This is a genomic window from Ureibacillus sp. FSL K6-2830, assembly GCF_038004145.1.
Classification (GTDB): domain Bacteria; phylum Bacillota; class Bacilli; order Bacillales_A; family Planococcaceae; genus Ureibacillus; species Ureibacillus thermosphaericus.
Genome location: NZ_JBBOQR010000001.1, coordinates 1,670,754 through 1,688,948, shown reverse-complemented (window position 1 = coordinate 1,688,948; position 18,195 = coordinate 1,670,754). Strand labels below are relative to the sequence as shown.

The window sequence follows — 18,195 nt, the reverse complement described above, 5'->3', positions numbered from 1 at the left end:
TCTCTTTAATGATTTCTTTTGTAAATGATATATAAACCTTTTAAAGTTAAAAACTTGTCTACTACATCAATGAGTTTTGTCTCATTTGAAAAAAATTCTGCAAGACCTCCTGTTGCAATAACTAAAGGTTCAATCTTACTTTGCTCTTTCATGCGGCTTACAATTCCCTCAACCATGCCTATAAAGCCATAAAAAACTCCCGATTGAATGGAGGTGATTGTATTTTTTCCGATAATGTCAAACGGCTTTGTAATTTCTACTCGTGGCAATTTGGATGCCTTTGTAAATAGTGCATCCAAAGAAATCCTTACGCCAGGAGTTATGGCCCCTCCCATATAATGCCCTTTCTCATTTATGTAACTAAAAGTAATAGCCGTCCCAAAGTCTACTACAATAAGCGGCCTTGTGCCATATTCATGTACGGCAGCAACTGCATTGACAATTCGGTCTGTACCCACTTCCCGCGGATTATCACAAGCTATGTTTAATCCTGTTTTGATGCCAGGCCCTACGACAAGGGGGGTAATGTGAAAATAATTTCGGCACATTTCTTCTAATACATACATAATAGGAGGGACAACGGAAGAAATAATAATGCCACGAATATCGCTAAAGGCGATTCCAGCATAGTTAAAAAAGGCATATAAATGCATTGCATATTCATCGGAAGTTTTATTTTTCTCCGTCTCCATTTTCCAATGATGAATCAATTGCTCATCTTGATAAACTCCTGCAGAAATTTTTGAGTTTCCTACGTCAATGACTAATATCACTAAAACCACTTCCATTTTCGTTTGATGAAATCATACCATATTGCATGTAGTTACCTCAAAAAGATTAACCTGTAACGAAAAAAGTAGCATCAGAAAATTTCTGACACTACTTTTATCAAGTATTCATTATTCCTTTTTGCCTTCATTCAAACTATCCGTAGAATTTTCTTTAGGTAAATCATCTGTTGTCGGAGCTTTTTCTTCACCAGCTGCCTCTTGATGAATTTGAGCAGAGCCAGATTTTTCTACAGTAACTTCTTTAGGCTCTTCACTCTCTTTGTTCTCGTCGTCAGCTTGCTTCGGCTCTACTGTTGTGATTTTGATTGTCTCAGCTTCTTCTTCTTCTGTTTTTTCTGGAAGGCATCCGTAATCACGTAAGTGTTCGATTTGCTCAGCATTTAATGTTTCATGCTCCAATAAAGCTTGAGCGATTAAATCTAGCAAATCACGCTTCTCTGTCAATATGCGTTTCGCTCGTTCATATTGCTCATTCACAATTTTTTGCATTTCTTTATCGATTTCAAAAGCGATGGCTTCAGAGTAATTTTGGTCTGTATTAAAATCTCGACCTAAAAATACATTTCCACCTTGTGATGATCCAAATTGAAGTTGGCCAAGCTTTTCGCTCATACCAAACTCTGTAACCATTCGGCGAGCAATATTCGTTACTTTTTGGAAGTCGTTATGAGCACCAGTGGATACTTCTCCTAATACAATTTCCTCTGCCGCGCGACCACCAAGCAATCCAGTAATGCGATCCAGCAATTCTTCTTTCGTTTGGAAGAAACGTTCTTCTTTCGGAAGCATAATAGCATAACCGCCCGCTTGGCCCCGCGGAACAATGGTTACTTTATGAACTTTTTCAGCTGAATCAAGCGTTAAACCGATGACAACGTGACCTGCTTCGTGATATGCAACGAGTTTTTTCTCTTTCGGTGTATAAGTACGGCTCGTTTTCGCTGGACCGGCAATCACTCGGTCACTTGCTTCGTCGATATCATCCATATAAATTTTTCGTTTCCCCTTACGTGTAGCAACTAAGGCTGCTTCGTTTAATAAGTTTTCTAAATCCGCACCAGAAAAACCTGGCGTGCGTTGTGCAACAGCTTTTAAATCCACTTCTTCTGCCAGCGGTTTATTCCGGGCATGGACTCTTAGAATTGCTTCTCGACCCTTCACATCTGGGTATCCCACAGTAATTTGTCGGTCAAAGCGACCAGGACGTAATAAAGCTTTATCTAAAATATCTGGTCGGTTTGTAGCAGCGATAATGATAATTCCTTCATTTACACCAAAACCGTCCATTTCGACTAGCAATTGGTTCAATGTTTGTTCACGCTCATCGTGACCTCCACCAAGACCCGCACCACGTTGTCGTCCAACCGCATCAATCTCATCAATAAAGATAATACATGGCGCGTTTTTCTTCGCATTTTCAAATAAGTCACGAACGCGGGACGCACCGACACCGACAAACATTTCTACGAAGTCGGAACCGGAAATAGAGAAGAAAGGAACACCAGCTTCTCCAGCAACAGCTCTAGCAAGCAATGTTTTACCAGTACCTGGAGGACCTACTAATAAAATACCTTTCGGAATACGTGCCCCCATTTCTGTAAACTTGCGATGGTCTTTTAAGAATTCCACTACTTCTACCAATTCGGCCTTCTCTTCATCTGCCCCTGCAACGTCATCAAAGCGAACTTTTTTCTTTTCAGAATCATAAAGTTTCGCTTTACTTTTACCGAAGTTCATCACTTTATTGCCTCCGCCTTGAGTTTGACTCAAGAGGAAGAAGAATAAAATGATAATGATAATGAATGGAATGATTCCCGTGAAGAATTGAACCCATGCGCTCGATTCAGGGGCTGGTATAAAACTTATTTTCGAATTTTTAATTGCATTGTCTATCTTCTCCATCAGCGCCGGGTTGTTTTGAGGAAGGTTTACAGTGAAAGTTTGTTCTTCATTTCCTGTTAACTCACCTTCACCAACTAAAACACCCGCATCTGGCTGAATATTTAACGATTTTATTTTCCCTGTCTCTAAAGCATTAATAAACTCATCATACGTTAATTCCTTTGAAGGCGTTGCACCTCCATTAAAGGTACCGAAAATACCTATCACCACAAGAAAAATTAACAAATAAAGTATGGTGTATCGAAATATTCGATTCATCCCCAGCCTCCTCACAACTTAACACAAAAACTATAAGTAAAATCTTAACATACCATTATTTCATCATACAATGAAAAGCACTGATAATGTAGCCTTTTTACATTTTTGTCGTTATTTATACAAAAATACTTACATTAAAAGGAATAAACTTCACTTTTTAATATACCAATATATGGTAGGTTTCGGTATTTTTCTGCATAGTCTAAACCATAACCTACGACAAATCCATCTGGAACTTCAAAACCAACAATATCAGCTTTTAAGTCCACTTTTCGGCCAGACGGTTTATCTAATAATGTAACAATTTTAATGGAATTTGCTTTTCGATATTTAAATAAGTCTACTAAATAACTTAGTGTTAAGCCGCTATCTATGATATCTTCGATGATAATGACATCCCGACCTTCTACACTCGTATTTAAATCTTTTAATATTTTTACCTCTCCTGAAGAAACGGTTGCATTTCCATAGCTTGAAACATCCATAAAGTCTATTTCAATATATGATTCAAAACGTTTTATTAAATCTGCCATAAAAGGTACTGCACCTTTTAATACGCCGATTGCTAATGGAAACTTATCTTTATATTCTTCCGTTAACTGGGCGCCAATTTCTGCGATTCTTTCTTGAATTTGTTCTTCAGTAATTAGTATTTTTTCGATATCCTTTTCGATCATAATGTAATGTTCCTCCTAAACAGCGTTGAAAAATTATTTGTTAAAAAATTATTTAATTGATGGCAAAATCCTCTTTACATGAATTATAGCCATTTTTAAAAAATATTTTATAAAATTTACCTTATTTGTTGTAAGGAACTTTTTCAACTATCATTACCATATTATCATCAATTCTTTTTGTTCTTGAAAATTGATGATTAGCCCGAACACCTAATACCGATAAAATTTCTTCATTTGAATCTACAAGTATTGGCCAATCGTCTCTTTCAATTAAAGGGATTTTTTCATCAATAAAAAGGCGGGATAATCGTTTCGGCGCTTGCATTCCGTTTAACTGAATTCGATCACCTACTTTTCGCTTCCGAACCTTAAGAGGAAAAGCAATTGCGTTGGAATTGAAATAATATGCGGCTATATCATTTTGTTGGCAGCCCGTTTCATCAGAGAGTTTTCCTATGTATAAACGAAAACCATTTAAAACGTTCCATTCCCCAATTTTGATTTGTTGAATATAGTCTTCTTCATTATTGGATGTTTGATATTTAAAGAATGCAATGTCGCCATAACTTCTATTTGCAATAATTTGGTTTGGTAAATGAATTGTTGCGTTCCCTTCTTGGGACTTACATAATTCCAAAATATTACTATAAATAGCGTAACTTTGGTTGTCTGAAGGTTGATAAAGATAGTTTAATAGTATTAAAATGATTCTTCTTTGTAAAGCAAGTGGCTCTTTTTGAAATGGACGAATATGTAGTACAAAACGATCCTCCATTTTTTCTACAACTGAGGAAAAGCGTTTTTTTGCGAGTTCAAGTAAAAATTCGTCATCTTGTTGCAAATTTTCCGCTAATTGAACCGCATGAATTGCCACCTGTTTATTTTCGTTTTTTAACAATGGAATAATATGATGTCGGAATCGATTTCGAGTATAATCATCTTTCATATTGCTCGCGTCTTCTCGGAAGGAACCGCCTTTTTCCTCTAAATAATTTGTTATTTCTTCTTTTGTAACCACTAAAAAAGGACGGATTATAGCGCCAACCGAAAACGCTCGTTTTGCGGAAATGCCTTTGAACCCATTGACGTTTCCGGATCTTGCAAGAGACATCAGCATAGTCTCCAACTGATCATCCGCATGATGAGCTGTCACTAGCTTATTGATGTTGTATTGTTTCATGATGTTCGCAAAAAATGCATACCGCTCTCTGCGACAAATTGCTTGAGAATTCCCACCCTCTTTTTCCAACAAATCTGGAATGGGGATGCTTGTGCTAAAAATCGGAATCCCATGTTCTCTGCAAAACTGTTCCACAAATAGCCGATCTTCATAAGAAGCTTTCCCTCTCAGCATATGGTCCACATGAGCAACATATAAATCAACTTTACATTGTTCTTGTAATTGAATAAAAAAATGAAGCAATGCCATAGAATCAACGCCACCAGAACAAGCGATGAGAAGACGGTCTCCCGCTTCAACTAATTGTTGTTCTGCTATAAAATTTTGCACTTTTTTCTCAAAAGTTACCATCTTCTCACCTCATTTCCTCTAATTAACTAACCGGTCTAAAAACAGCCCATTTTGGCACCACATGTGAAACATTAAAAATAATTACCGTGCAGTCATCTTCCACTTCATACTGGCTTTGATAACTGTCCATCACATCATATAGAAGCGCTTCAATCGGCATTCCAACCCTGATTTTTGACTTTAATAATTTAACAAAATTACGTTCCTGTTCGTCCCAATCATATTTGCTAGAGAACAAACCATCGGAAACCATTACGACATAATCATCCGCTAGCAAATTGACTTTTTCCGTTTCAATGGAGAATACAGGCATGAACCCTACAGGTGCTGATGATCCTTCCACTTTCATTAGCTGCTCTCCGCGCAAAATATAAGTAGACATGCTACCTGCTTTCCAAGACCATAATTCACCCTTTTGTAAATCAACTAATGCAAAATCTATCGTCGCATACATATCAACTTCACGGTTTAGACTAAGGACATAATGCAATGTATGCATAGCAGTCTCTGGATTCATATTATAGCTTAAACATTCCCTCATTAATCTTACCAATCTTCTACTTTCCCTCTTTGCTTCTCGACTTTGACCCATGCCATCCGACAACATTATGGCTACTAATCCCGGATGAATGTGGAAAATGGCATGAGAATCCCCTGACACAACATTAGAGTTTTTCGCTCTACTATATATATCATACTGAATTTTATAGCGAACTGCAGAGCGAAATCTCACTTGAAAATGAGCAAATGGTGTCTTATGATTCGATATTCGATCCACTTGGAACGGTTCAGCAAAGACTTCATATAGAACTGGTAAAATGATTCGTTCACATAATAAATATAAATCATCTCGAGTATCGTTGTTAATAAAGGAACAAACAATCACACGTTCCCCCAACGTATTATTTAAAACATCAATTTGAAAACAATCAATGTTTGCGCGTTTAAATTCATGGCTTAATTCTTCCTCAATCGTCTTAAATGAAAGCGTCTCGTTTTTCATATCTTCCATCAATTTATTCAAATGATTACTCAAGTCCTTCAATTGCAAAGCAATCATCTTTTTCCCATGATAGAATTGCCCATTCATTTTATCGTTATACAGCTGATAATCAAGTTCTTCCAACAATTTTGACGATTTTACGCATTTTGTTCGAATTTGTTCTTCCGCAAGCATTTGTTCTTTTTCATTTAATCCCGATTTCGCTAGGAACCATTTTCGAATATTTTCATCCATTCCAATATTGTTTTCTCCCCAGCATCTATCATATCGAAAACAACTCATACAAGTGGCACAAGGCTCAATCTTTCGAATTTCACTCACATTCTCAGTTGACGTAAAGCGCTCAAAAACTAATTCTTTCATAAACAAAACAAAACGTTGAAACGTCTCTAACTTTTCCGTTGTATGTTCCGTTAGCCATTCCTGCCTTTTAAGCAATACTTCATCTCGTTTTGGACGAAAGATATTTTCCAAAAAGTTTAGCAATTTTTGCGGCAATAATAAAAAGACTACACCCGCTATCAAGACCGATACAAAATAAACGCTATCGAGCGGCAACGTTGAATCATAAAAAAAGAAAAAGATGCTGGGTATTAAACTACCTATTACAGCGCCTACTCTTCCAATCCCTTTACACAACCCGCTCGATACGCCCGTTAAAGCATAAACAGCAATCATTCCCGTGAAAGAAAGCTCTGATATTCCTACTAATGCTCCAATAATAGTTGAAACGCTTGAGGCAACCGTTATTCCCCCAGTAATGGCAGCAATGCAAATCGATAAATGCAGAACAAATGTAAAAAGTGAAAAATACGATATCGTTAATGAATGCATCCCAGTTAAAACGACCGCTAAAATTACTAACCCCGCTCCTACCCGCTCATAACTCCAGGAAGCAGACCAAAAACGATAAGGTTCAACGAAAAACAGCTTCACAAAGATTGTCATGAAAAAAGCTAATATCATTTCATAATAAACATACAACTGTACTATGAAAGGAGGGATGCCCATATGCAAAATGCTTTGCCATAACAATTGTCCAAAAAAGATGGCAAGGGCCACAGCAATAGCCATAGGGGGCTTCCAATATCGGAACCGAATCAATAATTCGTAAAAACCAAGTTGCAGTAACAAAATCAAACCTTGCCCTAAACTCAAACTCAATGCACCAATTAACCCGCCGATGAACACTGCCCATTTCTCATTTTCATATCTATTTCGCACGATCGCCCATAATGGTAATAAAAAAGGAACAGCCGCTTCAAACATTACCGCTCTTGATAGAAAAAATGCTAACAACATGAAGAATAAATGAAGAATTAGGCTTACCTTTTTAATAGTAAAACGACTGAAATGCTCTTGCCATGACGACTTTTCATTCAGCATTTGGATATTTGACATATTCCATCCCCCTCATCTATATCATTTGTTTCGGTCTATTATATAAAAGAAGGGATGTAAAATTTGTCTAGTACTGTTCTAGTTAAAAAAAATTGTTCGACGAATTACTTAATAACATAACAAATTGTTAATTTAAGCTAGTTTTTGTCGTTTTTTTATTAACATTTGATAACTATAAGGAATTTTTTTGGGAATTTTATGCTGATAAAATGAAGATATTTTGGGTTAATCGGAATTCTAAAGGTTCTTGGAAGGTATAAGCTCTTACTCAAATAAGATTGAAAGCTACAATTAAGTATTTTTATAAACTAATTCAATTCCATAAAATTTTCACAATCTAACTTTCTAGAATAATTTTGTCTCGCAACTACAAGTAAAATCATTACCAATTAAATAAAAAAAAGTCGACTATTGACGGAATATAGTCGACCCATTTTAACGAATAACCGATTTTGTTATCTGTATTTTGACATTTTCATTGTAAAAAAGATTATTTAAAAATTACTCAATTAAAACAGACAGCAAACTACCCTCTTCTTGCGCCACGTCCACCTCGTTTTGACTCAGTTGCACGTCTTAATGAAGCAAGACGCTCATCACTATCTCTTAAGAATTTCGCCATTTTCTGTTCAAAACTTTCTTTTGATTGGCGTTCGTTTCGTTCATTTGAACGGTTTTCACGACGTGGTCTTTGAGGACGTTCAGGTCTTTCTGATTGAGCTTTAGCCTTTCTTATCGATAGGCCAATTTTTCCATCCTCTTCAACATTTAACACTTTCACTTCAACGATATCTCCAACTTTTAGATGATCGTTAATGTCTTTCACGTAGTTATCAGCTACTTCACTAATATGGACAAGGCCCGTCTTACCATCTGGCAGCTCAATAAACGCTCCAAAATTTGTAATTCCTGTGACCTTCCCCTGTAATTTGCTGCCTACTTCAATTGACATAAAAAAAATGCTCCTCCTTAAAATTTAAACGGCTAATAAAATATCGCCAGTAATCATAATTATATAAAATGAGCAAAAAATTTGCTAATGCTCTCTTTTATTATAGCCAACAAAAAAAGAGTGTCAACAAGACAACTCTTTTTCAGCTTGTATTTTTTATTCTCTTCATTTCTTCAATAGTAATTTCTTATTTTTAAATAACAATTTTAATACAGCCTGGAAAAATGTCATTTTTTATTCTTTTTATCTTCTTCATTTTCTTTTTCTTCTTTAGGGATGGAGAAAATGATTTCTCCTTCCTCCGATAAGAAGTATTCTTTACGGGCTAATTTTGCAATATATTCATCATCTTCAAGTTTTTTTATTTGCAACTGTAATAATTCTTGTTCTTTTTTTATTTCTTGAAGTTCTGATAATACCTTTTCTTTTTCTGCTTCTTTTTGCGCTAATCTTTCATTTTGGTTAAAGATCATACTGATTAAACTAATTATGACGACGGATGCGATGACAAAGAATAGAGACAGCCTTCTTCTTAATCGAACTTTTTGCTTCGTCAACTTTTCCATTTGACGATTTGCAGAACGGACATAGTCATTATCTATTTTACGAATATTCATATTCCCATGTCTGTTATTATAATGCTTGGCCACATCCGTCACCTCCTAAATAGTCATTGTATTGTCATTATACTTAGTATTTAACGTTTTTTAAAGATTGCTCTTTTTAAGTTTATAAATTTTCTGTGAAAAGGTCTTTTCGCAACCACAAATAGTTTGTAAAAAGGGTTAAATAGTACAATTAAAATTCGAATTACTAGTCTAATTATCCCTTTTATTGTTTTCAGAGTAATTTTTACAATCGCTACTATTGGATTAATAAAAATAATGATAAATACCCTGCCGAGAAACCGGAAAAATGGCTGAAAAAATGATTCATATAGAAAAATACCTAAAATTTGTGATAATGGGTCTACTAAACGCCACTCTCCACCCTTTATTAAATAGATAATATAAAAACTTGCAACACCTAGCAGTGCCCAGACGAAAACCTCAACGATTAATGAAAACTTTCGTAATAATGACTTAGGTGACAAGGCGCTGATGTAAATTCTTGTTGCATCAATAACCGCGCCAATTATAACGCCACTTATCGTCATTATTACGATACTGAAAAACTGTTCGTTAACTGTCATCCAAATAATTTATGGAGGAAGCCTTTAGTTAACCCATTTTCATCATCATCATATTGAAGGGCTTTTACATTTCCTTCTAGTGTTAATAATCCTTTGTCCACATCTAAATGAACAATGCGCAATTCCTCTCCACGAATAAGCAAGTGTCCTTGTGATGTTCTTACGTAAAATTCCTCCTGGTCGAATCTTTCAATTTCCTTTACTGATGTCATGTCCATTCTTTTTCTATTTCTCACTGTCACGAGATGATCTCCAGAAGTAATAGTGTAATTGCTTTCTTGATGTATTTGTGTCATTTATCGTTCCTCCTTTAATGGTTTGTTCTGTTCACTTTATGCGGGAAATAAAAAAAGCATGACAACAAAAATAGATGTCATGCTATAAAAAATATTTTTTCTTCTCTTTTTTTATTCTTCATCATCGATAAATTCTGGTTCGATTTTTTCTAACTTTTCTTCCTTGATTATGGTAAACATTTTACTTGCATCTTCTTTTCGAACATTCTCTTTAATTTCTTCTATGCGAACAGTGACGATTTTTTGTCCAAAGCGAATCATTAGCTCGTCACCTGCACTTACGTTGGAAGAGGCTTTTGCAACTTTTCCGTTAATTGTAATTCGCCCTTGTTCGGCAACTTCTTTTGCCAAGGTGCGGCGTTTAATTAATCGAGATACTTTTAAAAATTTATCTAATCGCATAACTTACTCCTTTTCTAAATGTTTTGCTTCATTCCAAAATTCATCTAGTTGTTCTAACGTAAAATCTTGAAAAGTTTTTCCGCTCTTTCTCACTTGTTCTTCAACAAATCGAAATCTTCTAGCAAATTTTTCATTGGCGTGAACCATTGCTTCTTCAGGGGATATATTATAAAAACGAGCAATATTGACAAGGGTGAACAGAACATCTCCAAATTCGTCCATTATCGATTCATTGTTACCTTTCTCCAGTTCTTCACGGAATTCCTTCCATTCCTCATTGAATTTCGATAAAGCACCGCTTGCATCTGGCCAATCAAAGCCTACTGCAGCGGCTTTCTTCTGGTAATTATAAGAAGTTTGCAATGATGAATTTGGTCGATACTCCCCTTTCAATAAAGATTCTTTTTGTTCACCTTTCTCTTGCTTTTTAATTTCTTCCCAATTTAATACAACTTCATCTGCATCTTTCACTGAAAGATCGCCGAATACGTGCGGATGACGACGAATCATTTTTTCAGAGATGCTTTCCAACACTTCTTCTAAATTAAAATAGCCTTCATCTTCTCCAATTTGAGCATGCAAGAAAACTTGCAATAAAATATCCCCAAGTTCTTCTACCATGCCAAAATCATCTTTTTCATCAACCGCTGCTAGGAATTCATGAGTCTCCTCAATCAAATATTTTTTTAAACTTTCATGAGTTTGTTTTCGATCCCATGGACAGCCATTCGGTCCGCGCAATGTAGCAATAATGTTTCTAAAAGTAGTCCAGTCTTTTAAAGCGTCTAGATGACTTTTTACTGGCGGAACATAGATGGTCGTTAAATTATTCAATTCCATCGCTTGATCCAATTCATAAAGCGGAATCGTTTTAATCAGTTCATTACTAGATCCTGCACCAGTAACAACGGTAATTGGATAATCATCCCGATATTTTTCCATTAGTGTTAATTTCACTTCGGATGCACTAAATTGGTCATACACTTGAGCTATCAGTACATGGGAACGCATGTTAACGTCATGAATGGAGAAGTTTGTCCCATCTAGCAACTGGAACCCTTCAATAGGATCGATTTTTAGGGCAGCAAATATCGGATCTAAAAAACTTTGTCCTCCTTCAATTGCTAATTGAACTTTTCCTTCTCTTTCAGCTTCAATTAACAATTGTACTGTTTGCTCAGCCACTAAAGGATGGCCAGGTACTGCGTATACAATAGGTTCTGACTGCGCAGCTTCTAATAAATGTTCAACAATCTCTTGATAAACCGGTTGAAACGTATCATGTTTTTCATACACGTGATCAAAACTTTCAAATTGGATTCCTTCGTCTTGCAACACACGCAATACAGGGTGTTCCATTGTACGAACAAAAACTTTTTTTGCTTCTTTTAATTTTTTATAAATACCAATTGGTAATTGTTCATAATCCGATGCACCGAGCCCCATGATTGTTATATGCATTTTTCCACCTACTTTCTTCTATTTAACAAAAGCTGATAAACAGCCATTCTCCGGCCAAAAGGGATTAAAAACCACTCTTTTTCGGAAAGCATACGAGATTTTGCTACAAACGTCAAAAATACAAAAGCTCCTGTAGCAATTAAGATTGTTCCGAAACATACTGCTTCTACTCGACTGTTAGCAAATATACCTCTCTTCATTTGGAGGAACCCATCTAATAAGAAAACAGCAAAAGTCATTACAGTGCTTGCGCCGATTAATTTTATGTAATAGTTACGAGGAGCCAATTGAATGAACGTTAATTTTTTTAAATAAAGGATAAGTAAAATTGCAGCGATAAATAGCACTGCGCTGCTCGTAACTGCAGAACCCAATACGTTCATGAAAGGTACAAGAGCCATATTGCCGATTAATTTAAAACAAATAGCACCTGCTAAAATGAAAAATGGCACTTTTAATTTCCCCATGCCTTGTAAGATAGCTGTGAACGTCAAAATAATCGATAACGGTATAATTTGTAGTACATAAACGGTTAATACGTTTTGAAGCGAATTCGTTTCAAATAACATTTCGTTCACATAAGGCATCACAATCATTAATCCTAATGAAGAAGCTACTCCAAAAAGTAGGGCTGTTCGATATGTTAACTGAATAAAAGGTTTTGCTCCTCTTCCTGTATTTTTTTTGGACTGAACAGCTACTAGCGGAACAATTGCAATTGATAAAGAAGAGGCAATCAAGATGCCCAATTGCACAAGTGGTTGGCCACGATCATAAATCCCTTTCGTTTCTTTTGCAAGTTGCGAGTCAATTCCATTTTCAATCATTAACGAATAAACAGTAAACGAATCAATTAATTGAAAACTTAAGAGCAATAAACTGCTCATACTTATACTTAAACTTAATAAAGTCGCTTCTTTCACAATCGGCCATTTCTTTACTGCACTTTTCGTTTTTTGGAAAGGAAAGGAAGGAAATGTTTTCTTGGCATAATATAACAACAATAGAACCCCTGCTACTTCCCCTATGACGGTTCCTAACACTGCCATATTGCCCGCTAAGTAAAGAGACCCAGAAGTAAACATCACAAAAATGGCACCAGCTAAAATAGTCGTAACTCGAATGAGTTGCTCAAATACTTGGGCATTGGCTACTGGGGCCATCTCGCCTTGGGATTGAAAAGTTCCCTTCAGTATTGCAAGTAGCGGCATAAACAATGTAACAAAGGAACCTGTTCTTAGAAGTGGAGATAACTGTTCATCTCCCATCAATATTGCTAATAAATCGGCTCCTAAAAATAGTACCAAAAAAAAGAATAACGATAACGCAACTAAATAGAAAAATACCGTTTTGGAAATAATATTCTTTTTCCATTCAGCATTAGGAGATAGTTCCGCATCTGCTAACATTTTAGAAATCGCTACAGCGAATCCTCCTGAAGTCCATACAACGAAAAATGATATAAAAGGATATACTTGTTGATAAATATAAAAACCCGCATCTCCCACTAAATTTTGAAAGGGCACTCGATAAAAGGCACTCAATATTTTTACGATAATCGCTGATATGGTTAGTAATAAAGCGCCTTTCATATATCCTTTCATTCCAAATGAATTTGACATACCTTATCCTCTTTCCTTATCTACATAATAGAAAGTATACCAAAGAGTCGTTTAAATAAAAAAATCTACTTTCTTCCCACTTGTACATAACTACTGCCAGAATTTTATTTGCAATCGAATCTCCTAACCGGGCCAATCAATGGTGAATTCTTAAGACCATACATTGAAGCAGTAAACATATGCTTTTCAAGGTGCAATTTCTTATGTTGCATGTTGTGTTATTTTCCCAAACAACGAAAAAACGCCTCTTATAGAAAGAGACGTTTTCCTTCTGATTTAGTTTTCCATTTGCTTTGCTAAGAAGTGTGCCGCTGTTTCCGCTGCTTTTTGTTCCACTTCGCTTAGGAAATGAACTTTAGATAGCAAATATACTGCCCCAATTGTATCACCATTTGCAACGATTGGAGCTACACAATAAGATTTCACTTGCTCAAATTGTCCTGGTACTAATTCAATTGTTGTTTCATTCTTTTCCATCACAACAGAGCGCTGTTTCATAAAATCCTCTGCAAAAGTTGAAAGTCGACGATTTGTGTAATCCTTCTTAGATAATCCTGCAACAGCGATCATTTCATCTCGATCGCTTATTAATGCTGGAGTGCCAATTGTTTCATACAAAGATTCTACGTATTCTTTTGCAAACTCGCCTAAGTCATTAATAGGTGAATATTTTTTCAGAATAACTTCACCTTCTCTATCCGTATAAATTTCCAAAGGGTCTCCTTCACGAATGCGCATTGTTCTGCGAATTTCTTTTGGTATTACAACACGACCTAAATCATCGATACGACGTACTATTCCTGTTGCTTTCATCTATGCTGCCTCGCTTTCTGAATCGTATTATTTCACAGATAGTATGTTTACTCTTTAGGCAAAGTATGCAAAAAATACATTGGGAGGATTTTGTTTTTATTTCGTCGAAAATTTGTAAAATTAATATGCCCAAAAAATTTTTAAAATATAACAATAATTGAAAACATTAAACAACAATGAAGGAATAAAAAGACCCAAAATATAATATTTGGGTCATTTCTTACAGTCTTATTTTGCCTCTTGTTCCACTACATTATTCTTCCTTGCCTTATAAACAATTTCAACGACTTGTTCCAATACATCAAGCGGTTCATATTTTCCACATTTTTTTTCATCAATTGTTAGAGTCAATATCGGTCCATCCATACTAAATCCAACTGCTCGATCAAATTTCATTGTTTCTGTTACTACAACAGAACCATCCACATTTTTTGTGCCTTCTTCCGAAAACACAATTGAAATGACTTTTTGTTTTTCTTTAATTGACACAATGCCCGAATGTGTAGCCCACGCTTTAATTCGAGCTATGCGCAATAGCTTTTCTGTTTCAGGAGGCATATCGCCAAATCGGTCGTGTAATTCTTCCAGAATTTCATGGTAATCTTCCGGATTTTCCATCGCTTTAATCCGTTTATACATTTGAATTTTCTGATACCCATCAGGAATATACCGATCAGGTATATACGCGTCAACATGAAGAATCACTTCGACTTCTTCTTTCTCTTCACGTTTCACTCCTTTTTGTTCAGCAATCGCTTCTTCTAATAATTGAGTATATAAGTCAAATCCTACGGTATCGATAAAACCATGCTGCTGTGCGCCTAGTAAATTCCCTGCACCACGAATGGAAAGGTCGCGCATTGCAATTTTAAAACCGGATCCTAATTCCGTAAATTCTTTAATGGCTTGAAGTCGTTGTTCTGCAACTTCGTTTAGTACTTTATCACGTTGATACATGAAATATGCATATGCTACTCGGTTTGATCTTCCTACACGGCCACGCAATTGATAAAGTTGAGAAAGCCCCATCTTATCAGCATCTTGGACAATGAGCGTATTTACGTTTGGCATATCAACGCCCGTTTCAATAATCGTAGTAGTCACAAGCACATCAAATTCGCCATTTAAGAAGCTAAGAATCACTGACTCCAGTTGGGCCTCAGTCATTTTTCCATGCGCATAACCAATTCGAGCTTCCGGCACGAGCATTTGAATTTCTTCTACTTTTTTCGCCATATCCTCTACACGATTATATAAATAGAAAGTCTGACCTCCTCGTGCCATCTCCCTTTCAATGGCTTCTCGCACTAACGCGCCATTATATTCCATCACATACGTTTGAACTGGGAAACGATTTTGCGGAGGTGTTTCAATAACAGAGAGATCTCTTACACCAACCATTGACATATGGAGGGTTCTTGGAATCGGAGTCGCTGTTAATGTCAACACATCCACGTTCGTCTTTAACTGTTTAATTTTTTCCTTATGGGTAACGCCAAATCGTTGTTCCTCATCGACTATCAATAATCCTAAATCTTTAAACGTTACATCTTTAGAAAGAAGTCGATGAGTACCGATGACGATATCCACCGTTCCATCTTTTAGTCCTTTAATTGTTTCCAATTGTTCCTTTCGAGTGCGGAATCGGCTTAATAAGCCCACTTTAATTGCATAATCCTGAAATCTTGTGCTAAAGGTTTCATAATGTTGTTGTGCTAATATGGTCGTTGGCACAAGAAACGCCACTTGCTTACCGTCCATTATTGCTTTAAAAGCTGCCCGAATTGCCACTTCCGTTTTACCATATCCCACATCACCGCAAACGAGCCGGTCCATTGGTCGTTCCCGTTCCATATCCCGCTTTACTTCAAGAATTGTACGAAGCTGATCCTCAGTCTCTTCATAAGGGAAAGCACTTTCAAATTCACGTTGTTCATCTGTATCAGGCGAAAAAGCAAACCCCTTTTCTGATTCCCGTTTTGCGTATAGTTTAATTAATTCTTCTGCTATATCTTTAACAGCAGATGAAACTTTTGCTTTCGCTTTTTTCCATTCTGTACCGCCCAGTTTATGAAGCTTTGGTTCCTTCCCTTCTGAAGAAACATACTTTTGAATTAAATCAATTTGATCAACAGGTACATATAATTTATCATCACCGCGGTAACGAATATGAAGATAATCTTTATGCGTTCCGTTCACTTCAAGAGTTTGAATACCAATATATTTTCCGATTCCGTGATGAACATGAACAACATAGTCGCCCGGCTTTATCTCTGTATAGCTTTTAATCCGTTCAGCATTGGTCATCTTTTGAGAACGAGTTTTTTTCCGTTTAGCTTGCTGTTTAAATAATTCATCATCTGTCACTACTGCTAAACGTTGCAATGGCAATTCAAATCCTGAACTAAGCTGTCCATCAATTAAGAAGATTCCTTCTCCCTTTGGATGTCCAATGGTGACATCAATCTTGTAATCTTCTAAAATATTTTTGATTTTTTCTAATCGACGTTCTCCATCAGCGACAAATAGCACAGTAAATTTTTCTCGATTCCAGCGTTCAATTTCACTTTGTAAGAGCGGTATTTGTCCGTGAAATTGTTGCATTGGTTTGCAGGAAAAATTCGTCGTTTGGTCAAACCGAATACCGGTAAAGTTGCGAGTAAACAATGTAAGATATATTTTTTGCAAATCCAACATAGAGAAAATTTCTTTAAAGGTGTAAGAAGGTTGAACATCATGAACCATTTTTCCTTCTTCTATTAATGATATGAACCACTCTTCTTCTTCCCGCTCCCATGCTCCTGTCACTTCTTGAATTCGACCAAGCTCATCGAATAAGATAATGCCATCTTTTGAAAAATAATCTCCTAAAAATGCTGGGTGTTCATATAATAATGATCCATATTTCGTCACATGATTAGGTAAATTCCCTTGTTTCAACATTTCAATATCGTACTTGATATTTTCATATAATGCTTCTTGAACTTCCTGTTTTTTGACCTTTTTTATACTTCTTGAAAGCGCTTTTTCTAAACGCTCTGCCAATTGAATGCGCTGGTCTAACGTCAACAGCAACTCAATGGCCGGCAAAATACGACACGACTCTAGCTTTTTAACGGAACGTTGATCGTCTGCAGAAAATTCACGGATGGAATCTACTTCGGTATCAAAAAGTTCAATACGAAATGGTGACTCTGCATAGGGGGGATAGATATCTAGTATTCCTCCACGCAATGCAAACTCACCTGGTGTTGTTACCATTTGGCTTCGTGTATATCCCATTTCTACTAATTTCGAAAGCCATTGGTCTATATCTATTTCTTGACCGACATGTACTTCTAAAAGGTTATGTTTCCATTGTTTCACTGGCGTCATATATTTACGCATACCTGCAATAGGAATAACGTAAATCGCTACTTCTTCTCTTATTAAGTGATCCAATGTAGAAATCCGTCCTGCTCTTAATTCAGGAGATGCTATCGTCATGTCTGCTGCAATAAATTCATCTGCAGGATAATAATGAACATATCCTTCTCCTACAAGGGATGTTAAATCGTCTACTAACTTTTGCGCTTGCAATAAATTAGGAGATAAAATATAAATTGGTCGTTTTAATTCATTAAAAAGCGCATTAATAAAAACTGCACGTGCACTTCCAGTTAACCCTGTAATTAATTGAGATTTAAACGTTTGTTCTTTCAATTGGTTAATTAGCATGTTTATATGTTTATCTTGAGAGAATAATTGAGTTATAACTCCCATTGTATAAACCTCCTTCCAACTTAGGCACTCGTTATGTAGCCATTCTATAAATCAACCGAAACATTACGTTTATTTCGTTTACTGCAAGTTTACAATATATTGGAAAAAGCCTTGGACAATTTTCGTCCAAAG

Annotated in this window: 14 protein-coding genes; all 14 read right to left on the bottom strand. The window is 36.1% G+C overall.

Annotated elements, in window-relative coordinates:
• Positions 1-5: 5 nt before the first annotated feature.
• Positions 6-773: a type III pantothenate kinase gene (locus NSU17_RS08300; protein ID WP_340432704.1), complete on the bottom strand. Its 768-nt coding sequence runs from the start codon at positions 771-773 to the stop codon at positions 6-8.
• Between the two features lie 126 nt (positions 774-899).
• The gene (ftsH, locus tag NSU17_RS08295; RefSeq protein ID WP_340704763.1) at positions 900-2,951 is read right to left on the bottom strand and encodes an ATP-dependent zinc metalloprotease FtsH; all 2,052 of its coding nucleotides are present in this window, start codon (positions 2,949-2,951) and stop codon (positions 900-902) included.
• Positions 2,952-3,085: 134 nt separating this feature from the next.
• Entirely contained in the window at positions 3,086-3,628 is a 543-nt protein-coding gene (gene hpt, locus NSU17_RS08290; protein ID WP_016838833.1) for a hypoxanthine phosphoribosyltransferase, read from the bottom strand.
• Positions 3,629-3,749: 121 nt separating this feature from the next.
• Complete coding sequence (tilS, locus tag NSU17_RS08285) at positions 3,750-5,159, bottom strand: tRNA lysidine(34) synthetase TilS (protein ID WP_340432700.1); 1,410 nt, start codon at positions 5,157-5,159, stop codon at positions 3,750-3,752.
• 22 nt (positions 5,160-5,181) lie between these two features.
• Positions 5,182-7,563: a SpoIIE family protein phosphatase gene (locus NSU17_RS08280; RefSeq protein ID WP_340432697.1), complete on the bottom strand. Its 2,382-nt coding sequence runs from the start codon at positions 7,561-7,563 to the stop codon at positions 5,182-5,184.
• Positions 7,564-8,089: 526 nt separating this feature from the next.
• On the bottom strand, positions 8,090-8,515 hold the full coding sequence (locus NSU17_RS08275; protein WP_340432695.1) for a S1 domain-containing RNA-binding protein: 426 nt from the start codon (positions 8,513-8,515) through the stop codon (positions 8,090-8,092).
• A gap of 227 nt (positions 8,516-8,742) precedes the next feature.
• Entirely contained in the window at positions 8,743-9,165 is a 423-nt protein-coding gene (locus tag NSU17_RS08270) for an FtsB family cell division protein (RefSeq protein ID WP_340704762.1), read from the bottom strand.
• Positions 9,166-9,212: 47 nt separating this feature from the next.
• Positions 9,213-9,707, bottom strand: a complete 495-nt coding sequence (gene yabQ, locus NSU17_RS08265) for a spore cortex biosynthesis protein YabQ (RefSeq protein WP_340432691.1) — start codon at positions 9,705-9,707, stop codon at positions 9,213-9,215.
• Positions 9,704-10,003, bottom strand: a complete 300-nt coding sequence (gene yabP / locus NSU17_RS08260) for a sporulation protein YabP (protein WP_016838839.1) — start codon at positions 10,001-10,003, stop codon at positions 9,704-9,706. The genes yabQ and yabP overlap by 4 nt, the downstream gene beginning before the upstream one ends.
• A 111-nt stretch (positions 10,004-10,114) precedes the next feature.
• Positions 10,115-10,405, bottom strand: a complete 291-nt coding sequence (locus tag NSU17_RS08255) for an RNA-binding S4 domain-containing protein (RefSeq protein ID WP_016838840.1) — start codon at positions 10,403-10,405, stop codon at positions 10,115-10,117.
• Between the two features lie 3 nt (positions 10,406-10,408).
• Positions 10,409-11,866, bottom strand: coding sequence for a nucleoside triphosphate pyrophosphohydrolase (gene mazG / locus NSU17_RS08250; protein ID WP_340432688.1), 1,458 nt, complete (start codon positions 11,864-11,866; stop codon positions 10,409-10,411).
• An 8-nt stretch (positions 11,867-11,874) separates the two neighbouring features.
• Entirely contained in the window at positions 11,875-13,488 is a 1,614-nt protein-coding gene (locus NSU17_RS08245) for a putative polysaccharide biosynthesis protein (protein WP_340432685.1), read from the bottom strand.
• Positions 13,489-13,764: 276 nt separating this feature from the next.
• Positions 13,765-14,301 carry a stage V sporulation protein T gene (spoVT, locus tag NSU17_RS08240; protein ID WP_016838843.1) on the bottom strand — a complete coding sequence of 179 codons (537 nt, stop codon included), beginning with the start codon at positions 14,299-14,301 and terminating at the stop codon, positions 13,765-13,767.
• Positions 14,302-14,529: 228 nt separating this feature from the next.
• Entirely contained in the window at positions 14,530-18,063 is a 3,534-nt protein-coding gene (gene mfd, locus NSU17_RS08235; protein WP_340704761.1) for a transcription-repair coupling factor, read from the bottom strand.
• Between the last annotated feature and the right edge of the window lie 132 nt (positions 18,064-18,195).

Bases quoted from the DNA above. Each gene is read 5' to 3' on its own strand.
- ftsH (WP_340704763.1), bottom strand. From the start codon at position 2,951: ATGAATCGAATATTTCGATACACCATACTTTATTTGTTAATTTTTCTT.
- hpt (WP_016838833.1), bottom strand. From the start codon at position 3,628: ATGATCGAAAAGGATATCGAAAAAATACTAATTACTGAAGAACAAATT.
- tilS (WP_340432700.1), bottom strand. From the start codon at position 5,159: ATGGTAACTTTTGAGAAAAAAGTGCAAAATTTTATAGCAGAACAACAA.
- NSU17_RS08280 (WP_340432697.1), bottom strand. From the start codon at position 7,563: ATGTCAAATATCCAAATGCTGAATGAAAAGTCGTCATGGCAAGAGCAT.
- NSU17_RS08275 (WP_340432695.1), bottom strand. From the start codon at position 8,515: ATGTCAATTGAAGTAGGCAGCAAATTACAGGGGAAGGTCACAGGAATT.
- yabQ (WP_340432691.1), bottom strand. From the start codon at position 9,707: ATGACAGTTAACGAACAGTTTTTCAGTATCGTAATAATGACGATAAGT.
- yabP (WP_016838839.1), bottom strand. From the start codon at position 10,003: ATGACACAAATACATCAAGAAAGCAATTACACTATTACTTCTGGAGAT.
- NSU17_RS08255 (WP_016838840.1), bottom strand. From the start codon at position 10,405: ATGCGATTAGATAAATTTTTAAAAGTATCTCGATTAATTAAACGCCGC.
- mazG (WP_340432688.1), bottom strand. From the start codon at position 11,866: ATGCATATAACAATCATGGGGCTCGGTGCATCGGATTATGAACAATTA.
- NSU17_RS08245 (WP_340432685.1), bottom strand. From the start codon at position 13,488: ATGTCAAATTCATTTGGAATGAAAGGATATATGAAAGGCGCTTTATTA.
- spoVT (WP_016838843.1), bottom strand. From the start codon at position 14,301: ATGAAAGCAACAGGAATAGTACGTCGTATCGATGATTTAGGTCGTGTT.
- mfd (WP_340704761.1), bottom strand. From the start codon at position 18,063: ATGGGAGTTATAACTCAATTATTCTCTCAAGATAAACATATAAACATG.